The 22,216-nt window shown below is 33.4% G+C and carries 24 protein-coding genes and 1 pseudogene; 21 read left to right on the plus strand and 4 right to left on the minus strand.

The annotated features are described in order from the left end of the window. Positions 1 to 129: 129 nt before the first annotated feature. The 3 genes from pbpC (at position 130) to NHG49_RS11610 (ending at position 3,824) form a co-directional block, all read left to right on the plus strand. Positions 130 to 2,115, plus strand: coding sequence for a penicillin-binding protein 3 (gene pbpC, locus NHG49_RS11600; protein ID WP_258126023.1), 1,986 nt, complete (start codon positions 130 to 132; stop codon positions 2,113 to 2,115). 242 nt (positions 2,116 to 2,357) lie between these two features. After that, the gene (locus tag NHG49_RS11605) at positions 2,358 to 2,993 is read left to right on the plus strand and encodes an FMN-dependent NADH-azoreductase (RefSeq protein WP_064477365.1); all 636 of its coding nucleotides are present in this window, start codon (positions 2,358 to 2,360) and stop codon (positions 2,991 to 2,993) included. A gap of 111 nt (positions 2,994 to 3,104) precedes the next feature. Next, a complete protein-coding gene (locus NHG49_RS11610) occupies positions 3,105 to 3,824 on the plus strand; it encodes a lysophospholipid acyltransferase family protein (protein ID WP_064477364.1) in 720 nt (239 codons plus the stop codon). A gap of 40 nt (positions 3,825 to 3,864) precedes the next feature. On the opposite strand, the gene trhA is transcribed toward NHG49_RS11610, so the two are convergent. Beyond that, complete coding sequence (trhA, locus tag NHG49_RS11615) at positions 3,865 to 4,521, minus strand: PAQR family membrane homeostasis protein TrhA (protein WP_064477363.1); 657 nt, start codon at positions 4,519 to 4,521, stop codon at positions 3,865 to 3,867. A 213-nt stretch (positions 4,522 to 4,734) separates the two neighbouring features. Here trhA and NHG49_RS11620 point away from each other — a divergent pair, with 213 nt between their 5' ends. From NHG49_RS11620 to NHG49_RS11635, 4 genes are all read left to right on the plus strand, one after another. Further along, the gene (locus tag NHG49_RS11620; RefSeq protein WP_064477362.1) at positions 4,735 to 4,920 is read left to right on the plus strand and encodes a twin-arginine translocase TatA/TatE family subunit; all 186 of its coding nucleotides are present in this window, start codon (positions 4,735 to 4,737) and stop codon (positions 4,918 to 4,920) included. Positions 4,921 to 4,962: 42 nt separating this feature from the next. Continuing rightward, the gene (gene tatC, locus NHG49_RS11625; protein WP_258126024.1) at positions 4,963 to 5,706 is read left to right on the plus strand and encodes a twin-arginine translocase subunit TatC; all 744 of its coding nucleotides are present in this window, start codon (positions 4,963 to 4,965) and stop codon (positions 5,704 to 5,706) included. 328 nt (positions 5,707 to 6,034) lie between these two features. After that, a complete protein-coding gene (locus NHG49_RS11630) occupies positions 6,035 to 6,286 on the plus strand; it encodes a DUF2535 family protein (protein ID WP_000629012.1) in 252 nt (83 codons plus the stop codon). A gap of 152 nt (positions 6,287 to 6,438) precedes the next feature. Continuing rightward, positions 6,439 to 7,281 (plus strand): DegV family protein, encoded by an 843-nt coding sequence (locus tag NHG49_RS11635; RefSeq protein ID WP_033657798.1) that lies wholly within the window; start codon positions 6,439 to 6,441, stop codon positions 7,279 to 7,281. Between the two features lie 199 nt (positions 7,282 to 7,480). On the opposite strand, the gene NHG49_RS11640 is transcribed toward NHG49_RS11635, so the two are convergent. After that, positions 7,481 to 8,455 carry an MBL fold metallo-hydrolase gene (locus NHG49_RS11640; protein WP_064477361.1) on the minus strand — a complete coding sequence of 325 codons (975 nt, stop codon included), beginning with the start codon at positions 8,453 to 8,455 and terminating at the stop codon, positions 7,481 to 7,483. 335 nt (positions 8,456 to 8,790) lie between these two features. On the opposite strand from NHG49_RS11640, the gene NHG49_RS11645 reads away from it, so the two are divergent. Beyond that, a complete protein-coding gene (locus NHG49_RS11645) occupies positions 8,791 to 9,378 on the plus strand; it encodes an SCO family protein (RefSeq protein ID WP_046959312.1) in 588 nt (195 codons plus the stop codon). A 34-nt stretch (positions 9,379 to 9,412) separates the two neighbouring features. Here the strand turns inward: NHG49_RS11645 and NHG49_RS11650 are convergent, their stop codons facing one another. Further along, on the minus strand, positions 9,413 to 9,877 hold the full coding sequence (locus NHG49_RS11650) for an Hsp20/alpha crystallin family protein (RefSeq protein ID WP_001288088.1): 465 nt from the start codon (positions 9,875 to 9,877) through the stop codon (positions 9,413 to 9,415). 217 nt (positions 9,878 to 10,094) lie between these two features. Here NHG49_RS11650 and asnB point away from each other — a divergent pair, with 217 nt between their 5' ends. The 10 genes and pseudogenes from asnB to NHG49_RS11700 all read left to right on the plus strand — a co-directional run bounded on the left by asnB (position 10,095) and on the right by NHG49_RS11700 (position 18,612). Next, positions 10,095 to 11,996 carry an asparagine synthase (glutamine-hydrolyzing) gene (gene asnB, locus NHG49_RS11655; RefSeq protein WP_064477360.1) on the plus strand — a complete coding sequence of 634 codons (1,902 nt, stop codon included), beginning with the start codon at positions 10,095 to 10,097 and terminating at the stop codon, positions 11,994 to 11,996. 93 nt (positions 11,997 to 12,089) lie between these two features. Next, positions 12,090 to 12,449 carry a GNAT family N-acetyltransferase gene (locus tag NHG49_RS11660; protein WP_064477359.1) on the plus strand — a complete coding sequence of 120 codons (360 nt, stop codon included), beginning with the start codon at positions 12,090 to 12,092 and terminating at the stop codon, positions 12,447 to 12,449. Between the two features lie 48 nt (positions 12,450 to 12,497). Further along, positions 12,498 to 12,827, plus strand: a complete 330-nt coding sequence (locus NHG49_RS11665) for a hypothetical protein (protein ID WP_064477358.1) — start codon at positions 12,498 to 12,500, stop codon at positions 12,825 to 12,827. Positions 12,828 to 13,213: 386 nt separating this feature from the next. Beyond that, complete coding sequence (locus tag NHG49_RS11670; RefSeq protein WP_103655305.1) at positions 13,214 to 14,068, plus strand: phosphatase PAP2 family protein; 855 nt, start codon at positions 13,214 to 13,216, stop codon at positions 14,066 to 14,068. A gap of 138 nt (positions 14,069 to 14,206) precedes the next feature. Continuing rightward, positions 14,207 to 15,169 (plus strand): ABC transporter substrate-binding protein, encoded by a 963-nt coding sequence (locus tag NHG49_RS11675; RefSeq protein WP_064477357.1) that lies wholly within the window; start codon positions 14,207 to 14,209, stop codon positions 15,167 to 15,169. 130 nt (positions 15,170 to 15,299) lie between these two features. Next, the gene (gene dat, locus NHG49_RS11680) at positions 15,300 to 16,175 is read left to right on the plus strand and encodes a D-amino-acid transaminase (RefSeq protein ID WP_088046799.1); all 876 of its coding nucleotides are present in this window, start codon (positions 15,300 to 15,302) and stop codon (positions 16,173 to 16,175) included. 98 nt (positions 16,176 to 16,273) lie between these two features. Beyond that, the gene (locus NHG49_RS11685) at positions 16,274 to 16,921 is read left to right on the plus strand and encodes a nitroreductase family protein (protein ID WP_064477355.1); all 648 of its coding nucleotides are present in this window, start codon (positions 16,274 to 16,276) and stop codon (positions 16,919 to 16,921) included. Positions 16,922 to 17,180: 259 nt separating this feature from the next. After that, positions 17,181 to 17,669 (plus strand): hypothetical protein, encoded by a 489-nt coding sequence (locus NHG49_RS11690; protein WP_064477354.1) that lies wholly within the window; start codon positions 17,181 to 17,183, stop codon positions 17,667 to 17,669. Positions 17,670 to 17,754: 85 nt separating this feature from the next. Further along, positions 17,755 to 17,949: pseudogene (locus NHG49_RS11695) on the plus strand (hypothetical protein). 114 nt (positions 17,950 to 18,063) lie between these two features. Continuing rightward, positions 18,064 to 18,612: a cysteine hydrolase family protein gene (locus NHG49_RS11700; protein ID WP_258126026.1), complete on the plus strand. Its 549-nt coding sequence runs from the start codon at positions 18,064 to 18,066 to the stop codon at positions 18,610 to 18,612. Between the two features lie 35 nt (positions 18,613 to 18,647). Here the strand turns inward: NHG49_RS11700 and NHG49_RS11705 are convergent, their stop codons facing one another. Further along, positions 18,648 to 19,097: an NUDIX hydrolase gene (locus tag NHG49_RS11705; RefSeq protein WP_064477352.1), complete on the minus strand. Its 450-nt coding sequence runs from the start codon at positions 19,095 to 19,097 to the stop codon at positions 18,648 to 18,650. Between the two features lie 254 nt (positions 19,098 to 19,351). Here NHG49_RS11705 and NHG49_RS11710 point away from each other — a divergent pair, with 254 nt between their 5' ends. The 3 genes from NHG49_RS11710 (at position 19,352) to NHG49_RS11720 (ending at position 22,184) form a co-directional block, all read left to right on the plus strand. After that, positions 19,352 to 20,245 carry a mechanosensitive ion channel family protein gene (locus NHG49_RS11710; RefSeq protein WP_064477351.1) on the plus strand — a complete coding sequence of 298 codons (894 nt, stop codon included), beginning with the start codon at positions 19,352 to 19,354 and terminating at the stop codon, positions 20,243 to 20,245. 158 nt (positions 20,246 to 20,403) lie between these two features. Then, entirely contained in the window at positions 20,404 to 21,522 is a 1,119-nt protein-coding gene (locus NHG49_RS11715) for a GAF domain-containing sensor histidine kinase (RefSeq protein WP_064477350.1), read from the plus strand. 14 nt (positions 21,523 to 21,536) lie between these two features. Further along, positions 21,537 to 22,184: a response regulator gene (locus tag NHG49_RS11720; protein ID WP_064477349.1), complete on the plus strand. Its 648-nt coding sequence runs from the start codon at positions 21,537 to 21,539 to the stop codon at positions 22,182 to 22,184. Positions 22,185 to 22,216 lie beyond the last annotated feature (32 nt).

The following is a 22,216-nucleotide window of genomic DNA, read 5'->3' on the forward strand; positions in this document are numbered from 1 at the left end:
ATCAATCTTTTTATTTGTATTCGTTAATATAAGTTTATAGATGATATTCAATAGTGCTATAATGAAATCTAGCATGTAAAAATGCTAAAATTTTCAAAAGTATTCATATAGAAAGAGGAGGAGAATCGATTGAGAAAGATATGGGGGATTCTTTTTCTTTGCTTAACGTTCATGTTAGTTGGATGTGGTAAAGAAGAAAAACCACAAGAAGCGTTTGATACATATACAAAAGCATGGAATAAACAAAAATTTGCAGAAATGTATGATCAATTATCCGAAAAGGCAAAAAAAGATATTTCAAAGAAAGAGTTCACTGAGAAATATGAAAAAATTTATTCTGGCATTGAAGTGAAAAACTTAAAAGTAGAAGTAGGAGAACTAAAAGAAGATAAAAAAGATGAAGGTCCTGTTCCTTTTAAAGTAAGTATGGATACAGTTGGTGGTAAAATCACTTTTGGTCATGAATCAAAAATGGTGAAAGAAAAAGATGGAGATAAAGAATCTTGGAAAATAGATTGGACTCCTGATTTTATATTCCCAGGTATGACAAAAGATAGTAAAGTGCGTATGCAAACAACACAACCAAAACGTGGTGAAATATACGATCGTAATGGAAAAGGTCTTGCGACGAATGGGAAAGCTTCTGAGATTGGAATTGTTCCAGAAAAATTAGATGAAACTGCTCCGCAAACGAAAGAAGCAGTAGCGAAGTTGTTAAATATGTCTGTAGAAGAGATTGATCAAAAACTAGCTGCGAAATGGGTAAAACCAGGGTATCTCGTACCAATTGGAATTTTGCCTGAGGGAGCAACGCAAAATACGTACATCAATTTACCAGGTGTTGCAGCAAAACCTGTAAATGTTCGTACATATCCGTTAGGGGAAGCAGCAGCGCATCTTACTGGTTATATCGGAAAAGTAAATGCTGAAGATTTAAAAACGCTTCAAAAGAAAGGCTATCAAGCCGATGAGCCAGTTGGTAAGGCTGGATTAGAGCAAGTATTGGAAGAACAGCTACGCGGGAAAAAAGGTGGCCGTGTCTTCATGGAAGATGCACAGGGAAAAGAAATTAAAAATTTAGCGAAGACAGATGCTGTTGATGGAGAAAATGTAACTTTAACTATCGATAGTGTTGTTCAAGAAAAAACGTATAATGAAATGAAGGGAGAAGCTGGTTCAAGTGCGGCAATTAATCCGAAAAGTGGAGAAACTATTGCTCTTGTAAGTAGTCCAGCTTATAATCCTAATTTAATTGCACGAGGAACATCAAAAGCACAACGCGAGGCTTGGAATAATGATCCGAAAAAACCGATGACGAATCGATTTACACAATTATCGGTACCAGGTTCTGTATTTAAGCCGATTACAGGTGCAATTGGTCTTGAAACGAAAACAATCGATCCAAAAGAAGAATTGAAAATTGAAGGACTGAAATGGACGAAAGATTCTTCTTGGGGCAATTATTACGTAACACGTGTAAAAGATGCGAATCCGATTGATTTTGATAAGGCAATGAAATACTCGGATAATATTTATTTCGCACAAGAAGCTTTGAAAATTGGAAAAGATAAATTTATGGCTGAGGCGAAAAAATTCGGATTTGATGAGAAATTACCAATTGAATACGGATTCCCAGCTTCTAAAATCGCAAATGATGGAATTAAAAATGATATTCAAATGGCAGACACAGGTTATGGACAAGGGCAAGTATTAATGACGCCACTCCATCTAGCATTAACGTACGCACCAATTGTTAATGATGGAAACATACCTTCTCCATATATTATTAAAACAGATAAGCAACCAAAAGTTTGGAAAGAGAATGTAATTTCAAAAGGCAATCAGGATATATTAAAGACTGCTATGACGAAAGTAATTAATGATCCAGATGGTACTGGAAAAATTGCTAAAATTGATGGTAAGACGCTTGCTGGAAAAACAGGTACAGCGGAATTGAAAGTATCAAAAGAGGCCGAAGGAAAAGAACTAGGCTGGTTCGCTGCATTTGATTTAAATTCACCAGATATGGTCATTACAATGATGATTGAAGATGTAAAAGGTAGAGGCGGAAGTAATATTCCGGCTGAAAAAGTGAAACATGTGTTTCAAAAATAACATGTAATAAAAGGCTATCTCTATAATTTGTAGAGATAGCCTTTTTGTATGAAAAAATTCTTAATATCTATATACTGAATTTTAAAGAAACAAAATAAATCATTAACTTACGAAAAAAAAGTAGCTATTTTTTATTGACATCACACACGACTTTTTGTATTATACTTACATAAGGTAAGTTATTTACTTTCGAATTATAAATCTCAAATTAAAGATAAAGTGTGTAAAAGGGAGAGAATACAATGACAAAAGTACTATTTATTACAGCAAATCCAAATTCAGCAGAAGGTTCTTTCGGAGTGGCAGTAGGGGAAGCTTTCATCGAAGCTTATAAAAACGAACATCCACAAGACGAAGTTGTAACAATTGATTTATTCAACACTACAGTACCAGCAATCGATGCAGATGTATTCGCTGCTTGGGGTAAATTTGCAGCAGGTGAAGGCTTTGAAACTTTAACTGAAGTTCAACAACAAAAAGTTGCAGCAATGAACACAAACTTAGAAACATTTATGCATGCGGATCGTTATGTATTCGTAACTCCAATGTGGAACTTTAGCTATCCACCAGTAGTAAAAGCATACTTAGATAACTTAGCAATCGCAGGTAAAACATTCAAATATACTGAAAATGGACCAGTTGGCTTATTAGAAGGCAAAAAAGCACTTCACATTCAAGCAACAGGTGGCATTTATTCTGAAGGAGCGTACGCAGCTGTAGACTTCGGCCGCAATCACTTAAAAACAGTATTAGGATTTATCGGTGTAAATGAAACTGAATATATTGCAGTTGAAGGTATGAATGCAAACCCTGAAAAAGCACCAGAAATTAAAGAAGCAGCAATTGCTAATGCTCGTGAATTAGCAAAACGTTTCTAATATAGAATACTTAAAAATGTCCAAGCACTTGTTGTTTGGACATTTTTTCTTCTTTTTCCTTCGTTTGTCTAGTATAATGAAGGTCGGAATGATAATAGGTGGGGGTTCTGTATGATTCAAACGTTTTTTAAAATCTTTTATTTAATTTTAATCGTAATTGCGATTACACCGAGAATGTGGCGTCTGAAAAAACAAGTAAATACGATGTCGCCACAAGAAAAAGATAATGTTGTGTATAAAACGACAAATTGGTTTGGTAAGAAAATGGTACGTGTAGCTGGTGGGGCAGTTGAAGTAAAGGGACTTGAAAATGTTCCTAAAGATAAGCCGGTACTAGTTGTAAGTAATCATCAAAGTAATATGGATATTCCCGTATTATTAGGTTACTTAAATAAGCCAATTGGATTCGTTTCAAAAGCAGAGATTAAGAAGTTTCCAGTTGTACCAACTTGGATGGAACTTATGAATTGTGTATTTATGGTTCGTAATGATCGTCGTCAATCTCTTCAAGCGATTAAAGATGGAATTGAACTATTAAAGAATGGACATTCTATCGTAATTTTCCCAGAAGGGACGAGAAGTAAGGGTGGCGAAATCGGAGAGTTTAAGGCTGGGAGTTTTCACCTTGCAGTAAAATCTGGTGTAGCAATCTTACCTGTAACATTAGATGGGACATATAAAATGTTTGAAGCGAATGGCAACCGTATGAAACCAGCTCATGCAACAGTAACAATTTCTAAGCCGATTACACCTGAAGAGTATGCGAATATGGATATTAAAGAGTTAACGAAACATACACAGGACGTTATCGCATCACAATTACATAAGTAATAAAAAAGGTTTCAGCTTACATTAAGCTGAAACCTTTTTATTACGCTGTAGGTAAGACATAAAAGAGTACGCAGAAGAACATCATCGCACTACCACCTAAAACGAAAAGATGCCAAATGGCATGATTGAAAGGTAATTTTTCCCAAAGGAAGAATATAGCCCCTACAGAATATAAAATTCCGCCTGCTAAAAGTAGTGAAAAACCATGTCCAGTTAGATTTTCATAAAGTGGTTTAATAGCAACGATTATGAGCCATCCCATTATGATATAACATAATGTTGATGCTTTAATAAAGCGACGTACAAAGAAAATTTTGAAGATGATACCCCCGATTGCTAGTGTCCATATAATAGCGAGTAACGTCCAGCCTAATGGTCCACGAAGTGTAATCAGTAAAAAAGGAGTATATGTGCCAGCGATTAATAAATAAATGGCTGAGTGATCTAGTATAGTAAATAATTTTTCTACTTTTGGATGGTGAATGCTATGTAACAATGTAGAAAACAAGTACAGTAAGAACATGCTTACACCATAAACCGTAAATGCAAATACAGCAGATGCGGTACCATGCTTAGAGGCATGAATAATTAATATAATTAAGGCAGGGATGCTTAAAATGGCACCGATACCATGTGTAATTGCATTTGCAATTTCTTCTTTCACAAATTGCGTCATTCGTGTCATTTTTTCAGTCATAATGCAAATCCTTTCTACTATCATAAAATAATATGTCGTTTCCCTTACCATATCATACACAAGGGCAATAGAAAATGAAATTTGTATAATTGATTATATTTTTGAATTTTTTTGACAAAAGGCAATGGATTTGTTGACGTTTTCAAACTTTTTTGACAAAATAAAATTATGCAATAGTAGGACAAGGAATCTACTAATAAAGGGGATGGAGAAATGTTTTCAAATATTGGCTTTCCAGGATTAATTTTAATTTTAGTAGCTGTACTTATTTTGTTTGGGCCGAAAAAATTGCCGGAAATCGGAAAGGCTTTAGGGGAAACGTTAAAAGAATTCAAGAAATCAACGAAAGAATTGACTGATGATGCATTTCAAGACAAGGAAAAGAAAGAAAAAATGTAATGGATTTTCCTCGAAATGGATAAATAAAGTGTGGTGAACGAGATGGAAGATCGGGAAATGAGCGTAGTAGAACATATTGTTGAGCTTCGCAAACGAGTAATATATACAGTGCTATCCTTTGTCCTATTTTTAATTATCGGATTTACTTTTACGAAGGATATTTATTTTTGGCTAGTAAAAGATTTACCAATGAAATTAACAGTTCTCGGTCCAAGTGATGTATTATGGATTTTTTTCTCGATTGCTACAGTATTTGCTATCGTTTGTACAATTCCTTTTGCTGCTATACAAATTTGGTTATTTGTAAAACCGGGTTTACATCCAAATGAACAAAAAATGACAGTAATGTATATACCGGTATTGTCTATATTATTTATTGCAGGTTTATGTTTTGGATATTTCGTTGTAATGCCGTTTTTATTTCATTTTTTAACTACGATAGGTAATGAAATGTTTAATACGATGTTTACGACAGAAAAGTATTTTCATTTTGTACTTAATTTAACAGTTCCATTTGCTGTGATTTTTGAATTACCTGTAGTTGTCATGTTTTTAACGAGTATTGGACTGTTAACGGCGGAATTTCTAATAAAAATAAGAAGGTATGCTTACGTAGCATTGATTATCATTGCATCGTGTATATCACCGCCTGATTTTTTATCTCATGGTTTAGTAGCGGTACCGCTTATTTGTATTTATGAAATTAGTATCGCTTTATCAAAGATTGTTAATAAGCGAAAAAAGAAAAGAGAAGAAGAAATACAGTCGAAAAGTGCCTCGTTATAAAGGCACTTTTTTTATTTATTTGTTATACTTTAGATATAAACGTATACAATATATAGAAGAAAAAAATTATAGAATCTCCAAAATTTAGACAAACTTTGCGCTTTGCTAAGTTTATACTAAAATTATTAAGCAATATACGGATAACGGGATTCCTGTCTTATCGGATATTTAGGACGGAGGATGAATAGAGTATAAATCTTCTAACCAAAAGGACTACAGGGATTGACTAAGGATACTTTTGTATTCATAGAAGTCTCCACTTTAAACAACGTGTTACAGCGTAAAGTAGAGGAAGTTCAAAAATCCAATGAAAAAGAGGATTGATATTGTGATTACGAAAAGTTTTTATTTCACTCATTCAACAGGGGATTGTATTAAAATATTCGAAATCCCTGTCCTACAGGCACAGCATCCATTATCGTTTCTAATTCAGTCTCGTCTTCAATTATTTATTGCAAAAATTCAAAAACAAAAGCACCCAAGATTTTCGTATTCTTTCCGTGAATATTTGCAAAATTGTTTGAAGTGGAATGATTATTTAAATGTATATAAAACAAATACCCTTGAAAAAAATGCATGATACAGAGTATGGACAGGGTTAGTAAACTCTGTCTTTTTCATTTTAGGTATAAAAATATAATTAATTTGGTGAAATTTGTTCGAAATTGTTGAAAGCACAGGGAATGCTAGTATAATAACAAGGAGAGCGTATTGGAAAGGGAAGAATATAATATGCAAAAAATTAAAATTGTAACAGATTCAACTGCGGATTTAACGCAGGATGTAATCGAAAAGTATGGCATTCATGTGCTACCATTATCAATCTCTGTAAATGGACAAACATATTTAGATCGCGTTGATTTACAACCTGATGAATTTATTGAAGAAATGATCAAATCAGAGGAATTACCAAAAACATCACAACCGGCAATGGGTACATTTGTAGAAATGTATGACAAGTTAGGTGAAGATGGAAGTGAAGTACTTTCCATTCATATGACAAGTGGAATGAGTGGTACTGTGGCAACTGCCAATAGTGCTGCATCAATGACCGACACAAAAGTAACAGTTGTTGATTCTCAATTTATTACACATGCTTTAGCATATCAAGTAATAGAAGCTGCGAAAATGGCAAATGAAGGACGCTCACTAGAAGAAATTTTAAAACGTGTAGATGAAGTGAGAAAGAATACTCGTTTATATGTAGTAGTAGATACATTAGAAAATTTAGTGAAGGGTGGGCGTATCGGTAAAGGAAAAGCGTTTATCGGTTCGCTACTTAATATAAAGCCAATTGCTAGCCTTGAAGATGGTGTTTATAACCCTGTTACGAAAGTGCGTAGCCAAGGTCAAATTGTAAAAACGTTAGCTAAGTTATTTGAGGAAGATACAGCTGGAAAAGTTGTAAAAGCTGTTGCAATTCCACACGCGAAAGCAATTCCTTTAGCTGAAAATGTAAAAGCGGCTGTTGAAAAAGTGAGTGGATTTGCTCAATCAGAAATTTTCTTTACAACGCCTATTATTAGTACTCATACAGGTCCGGGTGCGATCGGATTTATGTATTTAGCAGAGTAATAAAAAAGCTACTTGAAATGAATTTTCAAGTAGCTTTTTTATGTGAATAGAAAGTAAGAAATAAGAAGGGTTATACAGGCACTCCCGCTAATGATATAGCGAGTCTGTAAATATTCATTCATAGAAAACACCCACTGATTAAAGTTTTACTTTATGATTTTCTATAGTATATGTTGGATATAGAAAATAAGTAGTTACGTTATACGTGTAATGTTTCAATTTTTTCATTTACTTGCTTATCGTTTGTTGCGCTATTATAAGTAAAAGTTTGGCCTAAAAAGAGTACATGCAGTTGTTCCCACGGTAACATACGTAAATTCCAATTATTTCGGAGCTTTGTTACTGCCTCGCGGGGTGTTTCATCGGCGAGGGCAAAGGCTCCGTAATGCATCGGTATAAAGTGTGTAGCGTTTAAATCTAAATAAGCTTGCACTGCCTCTTCAGGTGAAACATGAGATACTTTCATAAACCATTCTGGTTCATAAGCGCCAATTGGCATAAGGGAAATATCAATTGAAAAGCGTTTGCCAATTTCTTTGAAACCTTGGAAATATCCACTGTCACCACAAAAATAAATGGTTTCTTTCGTTGTTTCATTGCTAATAATCCATCCACCCCAGTGAGATGTATTCATATCAAATAAGGATCTTCTCGTCCAGTGTTGGGCCGGTACGAAGTGAAAGGAAACATCATTAATGATTGTATTTTCCCACCAATTATGCTCTTCCACACGAGTAAATTTTTTGCGAGTAAATAGTTTTTTCAGTCCAATAGGTACAAGGTATAAAACATCATCATTTAGCTGGCGAAGCGTTGAAAAATCTAAATGATCATAATGACCGTGTGAAATGAGGACAATATCAATTTTAGGTAGTTCTTGTATAGAAAGACCAGGTTCAGTAAGTCTTGGAACTAATTTTAATTTAGTAGCCCATACTGGATCTGTTAATATATTTAGCCCATTCGTTTGGATAAGGAATGTGGAATGACCAATCCAAGTTACAGTCGTCTTTTCAAAGTTGTTTTGTAGGAATTTACTTTGTTTAACAGGTGATTGTTCTACTAAAAAAGAAAAATCCTTTTTATTTTGTTTTCGTTCTTTTCGCCAACGTATAAAGGAACGAATTGATTTTTTTGTACTCACATTATCCATGTTTTCATAACGTTTTGTCATGAACATCACCTCATTTAAAATCGTTGTAATTGTATTGTACCGAAATGTTGTTAAGGAATACAGTGTATAACATGGATGAATGTTTAAGGAATTGTTAAAAAATAGGGGGATGCGTTTACAAAAGTAACAATAAAATTAGTTTTGCAACTTCTATTTAGAGAAATAATAGTAAAAAAATAAATTTTGTCTAGTAATTAGCTTGAAATAAAGAAGTAACATACGTAAATTCGTACGATTTCGTGAACAAATGTAGTAAACAATTTTCTCGTAGTGTTAACTTTTGTTATGATAAACATAACCTATTTAAATTTAGGATAGAGAAAAGAGGTTTATAAATGAAGCGTTATCAAAAAATAATTGGTCTTATGGTTGTATTTTGTCTCTTTGTACTTGCTGGATGTAGTGGATCGGGTTCAAAGCTTCGTAAACCATTGAATTGGGATTTAGAAACTTTCCAATTTACAAATCAAGATGGAAAGTCATTTGGTACAAAAGATTTAAAAGGGAAAGTTTGGGTTGCTGATTTTATGTTCACAAATTGCCAAACAGTTTGTCCGCCAATGACTGCTAATATGGCAAAACTGCAAAAAATGGCAAAAGAAGAGAAATTAGACGTTCAGTTTGTTTCGTTTAGTGTAGATCCAGACCTTGATAAGCCGGAGAATTTGAAGGCTTTCATTCAAAAGTTTACAGAGGATACTAGTAACTGGAATTTATTAACGGGTTATTCATTAGAAGATATTACAAAGTTTTCAAAAGATAATTTCCAATCACTTGTAGATAAACCTGAGGATGGTCAAGTTATACATGGTACATCATTTTATTTAATTGATCAAAACGGAAAAGTAATGAAAAAGTATAGTGGTATTAGTAATACGCCGTACGAAGACATTATACGTGATATGAAGAGATTAGTGGATTAAAAAGAAGGGTGCACAGCACCCTTCTTTTTTTACATTAGTCTATGGATAAAATGTCATGTTGTTGTGGAAGTTTTGGTGCCCGAATTTCTAACACGCCGTTTTGATACGAAGCTTTCGCTGCTTTTTTATTAATTGAGTACGGTAATTTAATCAATCTTGATGCTTCTGAAATGGAACGTTCTCGGCGATAATAGTTATGAGATGTTTCTTCCTCGACCTCTTCAAGTATCTCTTCTTTTACAGAGACTTTTAAGTATTCACTTTGTATTTCAATTTGAATTTGTTCTTTTTGTATACCTGGTAGCTCAGCTGTAACAACGAGTTCTTCACCAACTTCATATAAATCTACGGGGAATGTTAATAAACGATTTCCTTTTTGGAAAAAATGATTTAAATCAGCGATTACATTGCGAAGTGGTGTTTGCTCGAAGAAATCATCAATTTGCTTTAAATAATTGCGAACCGGTGGGCGAGAAGAGTCTTTTTTTTCTTCACTCATGGTATTCCCTCCTAGAAATCAATTTGCAATATCATATGACAAAAGCGGAGAAAGGTGATTGCCTAGTTTTCATGTTTTCATAAAAAATTGTTAAAAATGTGAAATGGAGTGATTTTTTTATAGTTTTTGGTCGCCATATTCAATTGATTATGCTAGTATAAATAGGGTTGATATAGTAGTATATAGACAGAATGAAAACTGAAAGAGGGTAAGAAGTATGTGTGGTTTTGTAGGATGTTTATGTGAAAACCCTAGAGAGTTTTCAGAAACAGAAAAACATCAATTTGAAAATATGAACACGATGATTTTCCACCGCGGTCCAGATGACGAAGGATATTTTCGTGATGAACATGTACAATTTGGCTTCCGCCGTTTAAGCATCATTGACTTAGAGGCAGGACATCAGCCGCTAACTTATGAAAATGATCGATATGTAATTATTTTTAATGGTGAAATTTACAATTATGTAGAATTACGTGAAATGTTACTTGAAAAAGGTGCAACGTTTGCAACACAATCAGATACAGAAGTTATCATTGCATTGTATGCACATATGAAAGAAAAATGTGTAGACTATCTTCGTGGTATGTTTGCATTTATGATTTGGGATCGTGAAGAGAAGAAACTTTTCGGTGCACGTGACCACTTCGGTATTAAACCTTTATACGTCGCACAACAAGGTGATACTACATTCTTCGCATCTGAGAAGAAAAGTATTATGCATGTGATGGAAGATAAAGGCGTTAATCCAACGTCACTACAACATTACTTTACGTACCAATATGGTCCAGAGCCAGAAACATTAACAATTGATGTTAATAAAATCGAGCCTGGTCATTATTTCGTAAAAGAAATCGGTAAAGAGATGAAAATCCATCGCTACTGGAAACCTTATTTCAATGCTTCAAGCGCAACGAAAGAGGAGCATATCCAAGCAATTCGTGATGTGTTATATGATTCAGTAAAAGTGCATATGCGCAGTGATGTACCAGTAGGTTCATTCTTATCTGGTGGTATCGATTCATCTATTATCGCTTCTATCGCAAGAGAAATGAATCCAAATCTTTTAACATTCTCTATTGGTTTTGAACAACGTGGTTTCAGTGAAGTTGATGTTGCCAAAGAAACTGCTGAGAAATTAGGCGTTAAAAACCATAACGTATTCATTTCAGCGAAAGAGTTTATGGATGAGTTCCCAAAAATCATTTGGCATATGGATGATCCTTTAGCAGATCCAGCAGCTGTACCATTGTACTTCGTTGCAAAAGAAGCACGTAAGCATGTAACAGTTGTTCTTTCAGGTGAAGGTGCAGACGAGCTATTTGGCGGTTATAACATTTATCGTGAGCCAAACTCACTAAAAATGTTCTCTTACATTCCTAGCCCAGGTAAGAGCGTTCTAAAAGCATTAAGTGGTGCTCTTAAAGAAGGCTTTAAAGGAAAGAGCTTCCTAGAGCGTGGATGTACGCCGATTGAAGAGCGTTACTATGGAAACGCGAAAATCTTCCGTGAAGAAGAGAAAGTTGAATTAATGAAGTATTACAATGAAAGTGTTAACTATATGGATATCACGAAACCATTGTATAACGAAATTAAAGATTATGATGATGTAAGCAAAATGCAGTACATTGACATGTTCACATGGTTACGCGGTGACATTTTATTAAAAGCTGATAAAATGACAATGGCAAACTCATTAGAACTTCGTGTACCGTTCTTAGATAAAGAAGTATTCGATGTTGCATCTAAAATTCCAACTGAATTTAAGATTGCTAACGGAACTACGAAAGCTATTTTACGTGAAGCAGCACGCGGAATCGTTCCAGATCACGTATTAGATCGTAAAAAACTTGGATTCCCAGTACCAATTCGTCACTGGTTAAAAGACGAAATGCATGATTGGGCTATCAATATTATAAACGAGAGTAAAACAGAGCATTTAATCGACAAACAGTATGTATTAAACTTACTGGAAGCACATTGTGCAGATAAAGGCGATTATAGCCGTAAAATTTGGACTGTACTTGCGTTTATGGTATGGCATCAAATTTATGTTGAGCATAAATACGATACGAATAAGTTCCACGAAGAAACGAAACGTGCGTATAGCTTAGTTTAATTAGAAAAACCTTAAGATCGCATATGATCTTAAGGTTTTTTTCATAAATGGAACGAATTATTGATACAATAATAGTAAAAGGATGGACAACATATGATTACGTTTGAAAAAGTAAATGTAGAAAATGAAAACGTTGTTAAAGAAATGTTTCGCTCACATAGTTTAAGTGAGAATCAGGTACAGTATTGTGTGAAAGTTGATGATACATATATTGGTGTAATAGATTATCTTGTTCAAGAGGAGAGTGCGGTTTTATCTCAGTTAATTATTCACTTTGATTATCAAAGTTACGGTTATGGGACAAATACGTATTTTACATTTGAAGCAATGATGAAAGAAAGAAATGTGAAAGAGATAAAGGTACTGCAAACGGAATTAACAGAACAAGCAAAATCTTTCATAGAGGGCTTTGGTTTTAATGAAGAAGATGGAATATATGTGAAGAAAATATAACGATGAGTAGTTATGCAGGATAAATATAAGGCAGGTGGATGTATGACGATGACTTCTGGTCTTTTATTAATTGGAGGGTGTTTTCTAGTAGCAGAGCTAATCCATATGTTCATTCGAAAAAGAATGAATAAGAAGAGAAAGCCGTATGAATTACAATATGCCCCTGTGTTTTTCCTTTTATTTTGTATGCTTATTACATTACAAAACATAACGAACTTTCCGCCACTTTTAAATGTTTTTTTAAAGTTCGGTTTGCTGTATAGTAGCACTGGAATAGCCCTTTTATTTCTTTTATTTTGCATACGTTATATTCACTATCAATCGTATATATTTATTTTAAATTGGTTAAAGCACAATGATAGAAACCGCCTTACATAAGGCGGTTTTTTTATTTGTAATTGTAATGGCCTTATGTGTTACTTATACATAATGATGGGCACGGGCTTTGAAAGTTATATTTTTCTAATTGTAGTTCCATATATCAATAACACACACAAATACGAAGTGCGATGGATGCAATCTGAAATGAAATATAAGTAATGGGATAACAAGATGTATATGTTTTTGTATATAAAGCTCAAAATCCCACTAGAATTTATAAAAATGATTAGATGATTTAACATATTATCTATTATTAGTATGTGATACTATATATTCTTGATCTATAACGTAAGTAGGTGAATAAATTTGAAATGTGAATCAACTAGTTTATCTTAAGTGCTAACAAATAGTAGAAGGTGTTTTTTAGGAGGTATCGTTTTTGTATGTTTAATATTGATATGTTATTTCTTGAGTGGATGACCAGTCTGGAGGGAAGTGTGCCTACAACATTTTTTAAACTTGTATCTAGTATTGCAAATGAGACGTTGTATTTAGTTATTATTTCGATTTTATATTGGTGCGTTTCTAAAAGAAAAGCGTTTCATATGATTGTTATGCTTTGCTTCTCTGGTTATATGGGGATAGTGGTAAAGGAGTTCATGAAAATCCCACGACCGTATACATACGAGGGAATTCAAGCTTTATATGAAAAATCAGCAGCAGGTTATTCTTTTCCAAGTACACACGTCCACTTAGCTGCAACATTTTGGAGCTCACTCATGATTTTATGTAAAAAGAAAATCATTTGGATCATTGGAATTATTTTTATAATATTGGTTGCTACTTCTCGTCTATATTTACGTGTACATTGGCTCAGTGATATAATAAGTGCCGTTTTAATTAGTGTCATAGTTGTTTATTTATATACGAAAGTAACAGGGGAATTAAGTGATAGGAAATTTATATTGTTACAACGAATTGTATTGGCAGTTTCACTCATTATGTATTTTATAACAGACCAAATAGATAATTTAAAGTTACTTGGAGTTGTGACAGGTTCTACGATTGGTATAATATTAGAAAATCATTTTATTAAAATAAATGAAAATAATAATTTAAAAATGCAAGTGATAAAAACAGTATTAGGCCTTAGTGTCATGCTAATAATGCAGTTTATACTAAAAAAAGTAATACCTGATATGTATTATGTACGTTATGTATTGACTGGAATTACAATTACTTTCTTATGTCCATTTATTTTTTATATGCTACGGTTAAAAAATGTGAGTAGCAAATAAGTAAAGAAGTATTTTGAATAAAGATGAGGTCTGAATTATATATATTAAAAAAGTTTTCTGATATATCTATTGACAATGTATGAGATATACATTACTCTTTAAAATGTAAATGATAATCAATTTCAACTAGGAGGACTTATGACACGCACTAAAAATATGTTTATATTTTGCATTATGTTACTAACGATCATAATTGCAGGATGTAGTAAAGAAGAGAAGAAAGAAAATGATACATCAGCTAAAGCAAAAGATTCATATACGATAAAACATGCAATGGGCGAAACGACAGTAAATGGTACGCCAAAAAGAGTTGTTGTTTTAACAAATGAGGGTGCTGAGGCACTTTTAAGTGTTGGAGTAACGCCAGTTGGAACTACAAAACCACGAGCTGGTGATGAATGGTATTCTCATTTAGCGAAAGAGTTAAAAAATACGAAAGTAGTAGGAACAGAGCGTGACATTAATTTAGAGGCAGTAATGAAGCTTAAGCCGGATTTAATTATCGGAAATAAAATGCGTCACGAAAAAATATACGAGCAGTTAAAAGAAATCGCGCCAACAGTATATGCTGAAACATTGCGCGGTGATTGGAAAGAAAACTTTACGCTTTATACAAAAGCTGTAAATAAAGAAAAAGAAGGACAAAATGCTCTTAATGATTATAAAAAGCGTATTGCAGGAATAAAAGAACAATTAGGTGATAAAATTAACTCTAAAGTTTCAATTATTCGCTTCGTCCCAGGTGATGTTCGTATTTATCAAAAAAATTCATTCTCAGGCGTTGTATTAAATGATATTGGATTTAAACGACCACCACTACAAGATAAAGATGAATTTGCGATAAAAGGAATTACAAAAGAACAAATTCCAAATATGGACGGGGACTATTTATTCTATTTCACATCTGATAAAGATGCGGATAAGAATAATGAAGGAAACACGTTAGCGAAAGAATGGATAGAAGATCCGCTCTTTAAGCAGTTACAGGCTTCTAAAGATAATAAAGTATTCCAAGTAGATGAAGTGATTTGGAATACAGCAGGTGGTATTGTAGCTGCAAACCTTATGTTAGATGATATTGAAAAATATTTTCTAAAGTAAATAAATGGTCAAGTACATCACTGTAAATGAGTGATGTACTTTTTTAATTATAAAATACAGAAAATTCCTTCTTTTGAGCGTGGATAAGTTGTACAATTAAAACAATTCTGGAATAAAGGAGTGGGAATGAATGAAAGCTACTCATAAAGATTGGATTTTGTTTAATGGAAGAATTGTAAATACGAAGGAAGAACAGCCGATGATTCCATTGGAGGAGAGAGGCTTTCAATTTGGTGATGGTATATACGAGGTATTCAGACTATATGATGGGAAGCCGCATTTATTAGATCTACATTTGGAACGATTCTTTAATTCTATGGAAGAAATAAAACTAATTCCACCTTTTACTAAGAAGGAGTTAGTGGAAGAGTTGCATCAAATGATTGAAAAAAATCAATTTCAAGAAGATGGGAATGTATATTTGCAAATATCAAGAGGTGCTCAAGCACGTAATCATGTATATGAGTCAAATATGCAACCAACATATTTTGCAAATATTGTTTCGTTTCCAAGACCAATTGCTGCTATGGAACGAGGAATAAAAGTTACTGTAGAAGAGGATATAAGATGGAAGTTCTGTCATATAAAATCTTTAAATCTGCTACCTAATATTATGATTAAAAATAAAATAAACGAACAAGGCTATCAAGAAGCGATATTAGTACGAGATGGAATTGTAACTGAAGGGTGTCATTCAAATTTCTTTATGGTGAAGAATAATAAATTGATTACACATCCGGCTGACAATTTCATTCTACACGGCATTACACGTCACTTCGTTATTACATTAGCGAAAGAGTTACATATTGAAGTAGAAGAACGAGAATTTTCACTACAAGAAGTATATGAGGCTGATGAGTGCTTCTTTACAGCGACACCACTTGAAATATTCCCAGTCGTTCAAATAGGTGATGAACAGTTTAGAACCGGCGAAAGAGGATCGATTACAAAGAAACTCCAAGTTGCATATGAAGAAAGTATTCGTTTGTTTAAAGTTACGAACTAATATTGAAGAAAAAAGCTGGTATTCCTCCAGCTTTTTTTCATGATATAATTCAAGCATAGGACCAGATTTGAAAACGCTGTAAAAAGGGGATTTAATGTATGAATTATGAAGATTTTAAAGAAGTAATTCACGGTAGACGAAGTGTTAGGAAGTTCACAGAACAAGAAGTATCCACTAGTGATATAAAAGAAATTATTGATTGTGCTCGTTATGCACCGAGTGATACAAACTCACAAACTTGGGAATTCTTGGTCATTATGAACCGAGAGAAAATTAAAGAAATTGAACAAATGACATGGGATGCATTACATAAACTTGCGGCAAAAGCGGCAGAAAACGGAGAAGAGAAAGCAGGGAAATTACTTACACGTTCTTTCGGACCATATGCAACAGCTTTCTCGGAGGCGCCAGTATTAATCGTATGTTTGGCAACACCATATGAATCAAAGTTTCGTGAAAAGATTTTTGATCCAATTGCTTTTGTTCCAGATTCAGTTTGGGAAGAAGAAGGAATTAAGAGTAGCTGTTTAGCGGCACAAAACTTAATGTTGGCTGCATATGCGAAGGGGCTTGGTACTTGCCCGATGACAGGACCGGTATTGTTAGCTCAAGATGAACTACGACAATATTTACAAATTGAGCCTGAAAAACAAATAAATATGGTTATTTCACTCGGTTTTCCAAAAGATAAGCCGAAGAAACTTCCAAGGAAAGAAGTAGATGAGATTACAACATTTGTTTTTTAAAGCCCAAAATAAAAAGACATTGAATGAACAATGTCTTTTTATTTTGGACAGGTATGTAATTCATCTGTTGGGCTAAAATGATAGATAAGAGGGAATTACTATTTATTTCATAAAAAAAATTAATGTTCTATTAAGGAAAGTATGATACATTAATCGTGAGCAATATTCTATTTGTTCATGAAAGTGTAAAAAGTAGTCTTAAAATTTAAAAGTTATTTTTGTATAATAAATTATAATGAAATGACAGGGGGGATGAATTTTGAAAAAATTCATAATCACTGGATTGTCTGTATTGTTATTAGTTGGTTGCGGTGCTCCGCAGGAAAAAGAGGGTACACAACCAAAGCAGGAAGAAAAAGTTGTAAACGCAAGTAATGAGAATATAGTTGTATTTCCTGAAGGAGCAGTGCCAGTCGGAGAAGGAAAAGTAAAAGTCATTACACCAGATGGCACTTCTGAGAATGGTAATATACCGGCTGTATTCATCAAAAAGGATACTTTAATTCAGCAAGTTGAATTAGAGCTTTCTAATTTTCAAAACGATAAAGAAACATTTATATTTGTAGACCAAGTGTATGCAGATAAACATCAAGTCACTAGTACAACACAGACAACAGTACAATTAAAAGAAAAGACGCTTGAGACAGGTAGTCATACGATTACTGCAGTTCAGTATGAAAACAATGACCCAAAAGGAAAGGTTATCAGTTTAAATCAAGCAACATTTGAAACAAAACCAGCGTCATAAGAAGAATAAAAAGTACATTACTCAAAAAGTAGTGTACTTTTTTGTTTATACTAGAGGATGTCATAGTAAATCACTTGTTTCTACTATGACAGAGAAAGAGGCTGAAGATGTGAATCGGTGTATTTGTATCGTCTTTATTCGTATAACGATGTCATTAATTTGGTTTACGATACAAGAAGTAATTCAAATTACGCTCAATTAACAAATTCATGATTTGTTAAAAGGAGCTATTTGTTTTACCATTGTTTATCTATCATATGATAAACTCAGATTAAAGTAAGTTTTACATGAAAAATGTAGGTATTTCATTTGAAATGTCGAATAGTACATACGATGTCGTAATAACAAATTTTCTATTGTTTACTGTGAAACAGAAGAAGGGGAGATAGTAGTTATGAAACGAGCGCTTATTAATATTGATTATACATATGATTTTGTAGCTGAAAAAGGTGCTTTAACATGCGGGAAACCAGGACAAGAAATTGAGAAGGAAATTGTCCATATAACGAAGCAATATATTGAAAATGGAGATTATGTTGTCTTTGCGATTGATAAACACGAAGAAAACGATGTATACCATCCAGAATCAAAGTTATTCCCGCATCATAACATAGCTGGTACAAATGGGAGAGATTTGTTTGGTGAATTACAAAAAGTGTACGAAACATATAAAAATGCAGAGAATGTATATTATATGGATAAAACACGATATAGTGCATTTGCAGGAACAGACTTAGAAATGAAGTTACGAGAAAGAGGAATAGAAGAAGTTTATCTTGTAGGTGTTTGTACTGATATTTGTGTTCTTCACACAGCAGTAGACGCTTATAATAAAGGATTTAAAATCGTAGTTTATAAAAAGGCAGTTGCATCTTTTAATGCGCAAGGACATGAATTTGCACTTGGACATTTTAAGTCATGCTTACATGCAGAAGTGAAGTGAAAAAAAGAGGCCTTTAAAAAGGTCTCTTTTTTCGTTTAAATTGTGACGACGTTTTGCTCGATTAGTTTTTTTATGAATGGACTAATTTTTTCTGGTAATCCATTTAAATTAAAAAATTGTACATGCAATGATTCAAACCCATCAGCTTTTAACGTACCACCTGTAATATTTTTGCAAAGGTATGCGATTGTTATAGGGTAAAATTCATCTCCGTTCGGTAATTTTACAAAAAATTCTTTTCCGGAAAATACATGTATTAACTGTAAAGTTCCTATTTCAATCCCTGTTTCTTCAAGAACTTCACGTCTTCCGGCTTCTTCTGTTGATTCACCAAGTTCAACAAATCCACCGGGAACACCCCAAACACCATTTCGCCTTTGTTGTAGTAATATTTGTCCTTGTTCATTGAAAACAGCTACAGCAACGCCAGCTAGATTGAGTGGTCTTGATCCAATAATTTCTCTTAGTTCTTCGATATAGCCCATTGTTAGTTAACCTCCGCGAGTCAAAATATTTTCAAATGAACAATTCGGCGTTGTGTTAATATTCCCCTTTTTGTTTAGGTAAGTATTGAGGTCTTAACATAAAGGCATTTATAAAAAATTCTATTGTTATCTCCCTTTAGATAATAAAAAAGGGTATATTTATAGAAGAAAGTGTAACAAGTTTTAAGGAAATCAAAAGGTATGACAATAAATTAGTTTTTCATGAAATTTTCATTAGTTAAGGGTGTGGATGGATGAGTGTATTAACGTATACTGAAGAATTTTTTAATTATGTAAGAGAGTTTTTACTTTTAAGATTTTTACTATTTGCTTTAGTTTTAATCATTATCTCTTTTGTAATCAACCGAATTATTGATTGGTTTTTTAGGAAATCAAGCTTTTTTGATGAAGAGGTAGAGCAAACGATTCAAAGTGTGATTCGATCTATTTTTAGATATATCATTATCATCAGTCTAATCATATATTTAATTAGCCAATTTGTAGATATAAAAAGTATCATTGCAGGTGCAGGGATAGCGGGAGTTGTTATTGGTTTTGCTGCACAACAGATGTTAAAAGATGTTATATTAGGCTTTGCGAGATTAGCGGACAAAGAGTTTCGTGTTGGCGATTTTGTTACTTTTAACGGAACAAATTCAGGAACAATTGAGGAAATTAGTATTCGTTTTATGCAAATTCGTGAATGGTCAGGAAAACTCCTTACGATACCACACGGAGAGATTAGGACGATACAAAATTTTAATAAAGGATGGATGCGCGTAATTGAACGGATTACGGTAAGCTATCAGGAAGACCCTACAAGAGTTAAGGAATTGTTAGAAGAAGTTTGTGTTAACTGCAATGAAAAATTCGCTCCAAATCTTTATAAAGTAGAAGATGAAGCTGTGGAACCGTTTAAATACGTTGGTGTTACAGATTTAAATCCGAATCTTAAATACGTTGGATATGAATTTTGTATTACAGGTTTAATAAAGCCGGAAGATTATTTTGAAATTTCTAGACAAGTAAGATTTGAATTAATGTCTATGTTCCATAAGAATCAAGTGCAAATGCCATCAGCAAATATGTTCATTACTACTGAAAGTATACAGCATGCCCATGGTGGACAATCTTTATCGGACAGCTAAAATAGAATAGCTTGTTAACAAAAATCTAGCTTCCAACATTGGATAGAAAAACAATAATAAAATGATTAAAATAAAGAAAGAACTGAAGGAATTCAGTTCTTTCTTTATTTGTAGAATTTAGAAATTTCTTAATGTTATAATGATAGATGGTGATGAAAATGAACTTTGAAGAAAAAGAGATGTATCGTTTAGAAGCATTAAAAGCAATTGCAGAATTATTAAATGAAGCAACAGACTTACAAGACATGTTAGAAAAAGTGTTACATACATTGTTACAAGTTATGAATTTACAAACAGGGTGGATTTTTTTTATTGATGAAAGTGGAAAGCACCGTATGCTTGTAGATGAAAACTTACCGCCAGCTCTTACGTGGCAAGAGAAGAAGCCAATGTGTGAAGGAGACTGTTGGTGTGTAGAGCGCTTTGTGAATGGCAGATTGGAAAAAGCGACAAATATTATTGAATGTAAGCGAATAGAGGATGCGATTGAATGTAATTGGGGAGAGACCGAAGATGTTACGCATCATGCGACAATTCCCCTTAGGTCTGGATCGGAGAAATTTGGTCTATTAAATGTGGCCTCGCCTCAAAAAACACATTTTTCAGAGGAAGAATTAGCATTATTAGAATCGATTGCATTTCAAATAGGAACGACAATACAACGTATTCAGTTAGTGGAGAAAGAACGTAAATATGTAGTGGTAGCTGAAAGAAATCGATTAGCTCGTGATTTACATGATTCAGTAAAACAATTGTTATTTTCTATTATGCTAACAGCAAAAGGTACTTTAAATATGACGCAAGATAGAGACTTGCAAGAGATGTTGAGCTATATTGGAGAATTATCACAGGAAGCATTACAAGAAATGACACTTTTAATTTGGCAATTAAGACCGGAAGGATTAGAGAAAGGTTTAGCAGAGGCGATTAAAAATTATGGTAAGTTGTTAGGGATTCACGTGGAAGTTCGAATTGATGGAATGGTTTCAATTGGAGATGAAATAGAAGAAGTTTTATGGCGTATTAGTCAAGAAGCAATACATAATTGTAAAAAACACGCTTTATGTGAAAAAGTAAATATTCTTTTGAAAATAGAAAATAATCAGTTGTATTTTTACATAGAGGATAACGGAATAGGATTTATACAAGATCACGTAAGAGAGTCAGCGCTCGGTTTAAAAAGTATGAAGGAACGTATTCAGTTAATGAGGGGATCATTTCAAATAAAAACTGAGCTGAAAAAGGGTACGAAAATTGAAATTCAATTGCCGGTTTAAAGGGGAGAAGAAGATTGAAGATTAAATTACTACTAGTTGAGGATCATCATATCGTTCGAAGAGGACTTGTATTCTTTTTAAAAACGAGAGAAGAATTTGAAATAGTTGGGGAAGCAGAAAATGGTGAAGAGGCATTAACATTCATTCAAACGGAAAGACCAGATGTAGTATTAATGGATCTATCAATGCCGAAGATGGATGGTATAGAAGCAACAAAACGGATAAAAAAATATGATGAAACAATAAAGATACTTATATTAAGCAGTTTTTCAGAACAAGACTATGTTTTACCAGCACTAGAAGCTGGAGCAGATGGTTATCAATTAAAAGAAGTACAACCTGAGCAACTTGTTGCTTCTATCATTGCAGTACATCAAGGAAATGCGAATTTTCATCCGAAAGTAACACCGGCACTATTAGGACGGTCAGCAGAAAAGAAAGAAAAAGAAAACCCTTTTTCCATGTTAACGAAAAGAGAGCAAGAAGTACTTCGTGAAATCGCGAAAGGGCGAAGTAATAAAGAAATTGCAGCAGAGCTTCATATTACAGAACAGACTGTGAAAACACATGTTTCAAATGTTTTAGCTAAATTGGAAGTAGATGATCGTACGCAAGCTGCATTATATGCGGTGAAGCATGGAGGAAATAATAAATATGAATAATTATGTACCATGTAACGACAGAATACATAGGA

Origin of the sequence: Bacillus sp. IBL03825, assembly GCF_024712505.1 — a bacterium.
In the GTDB taxonomy this organism is placed as follows: domain Bacteria; phylum Bacillota; class Bacilli; order Bacillales; family Bacillaceae_G; genus Bacillus_A; species Bacillus_A wiedmannii.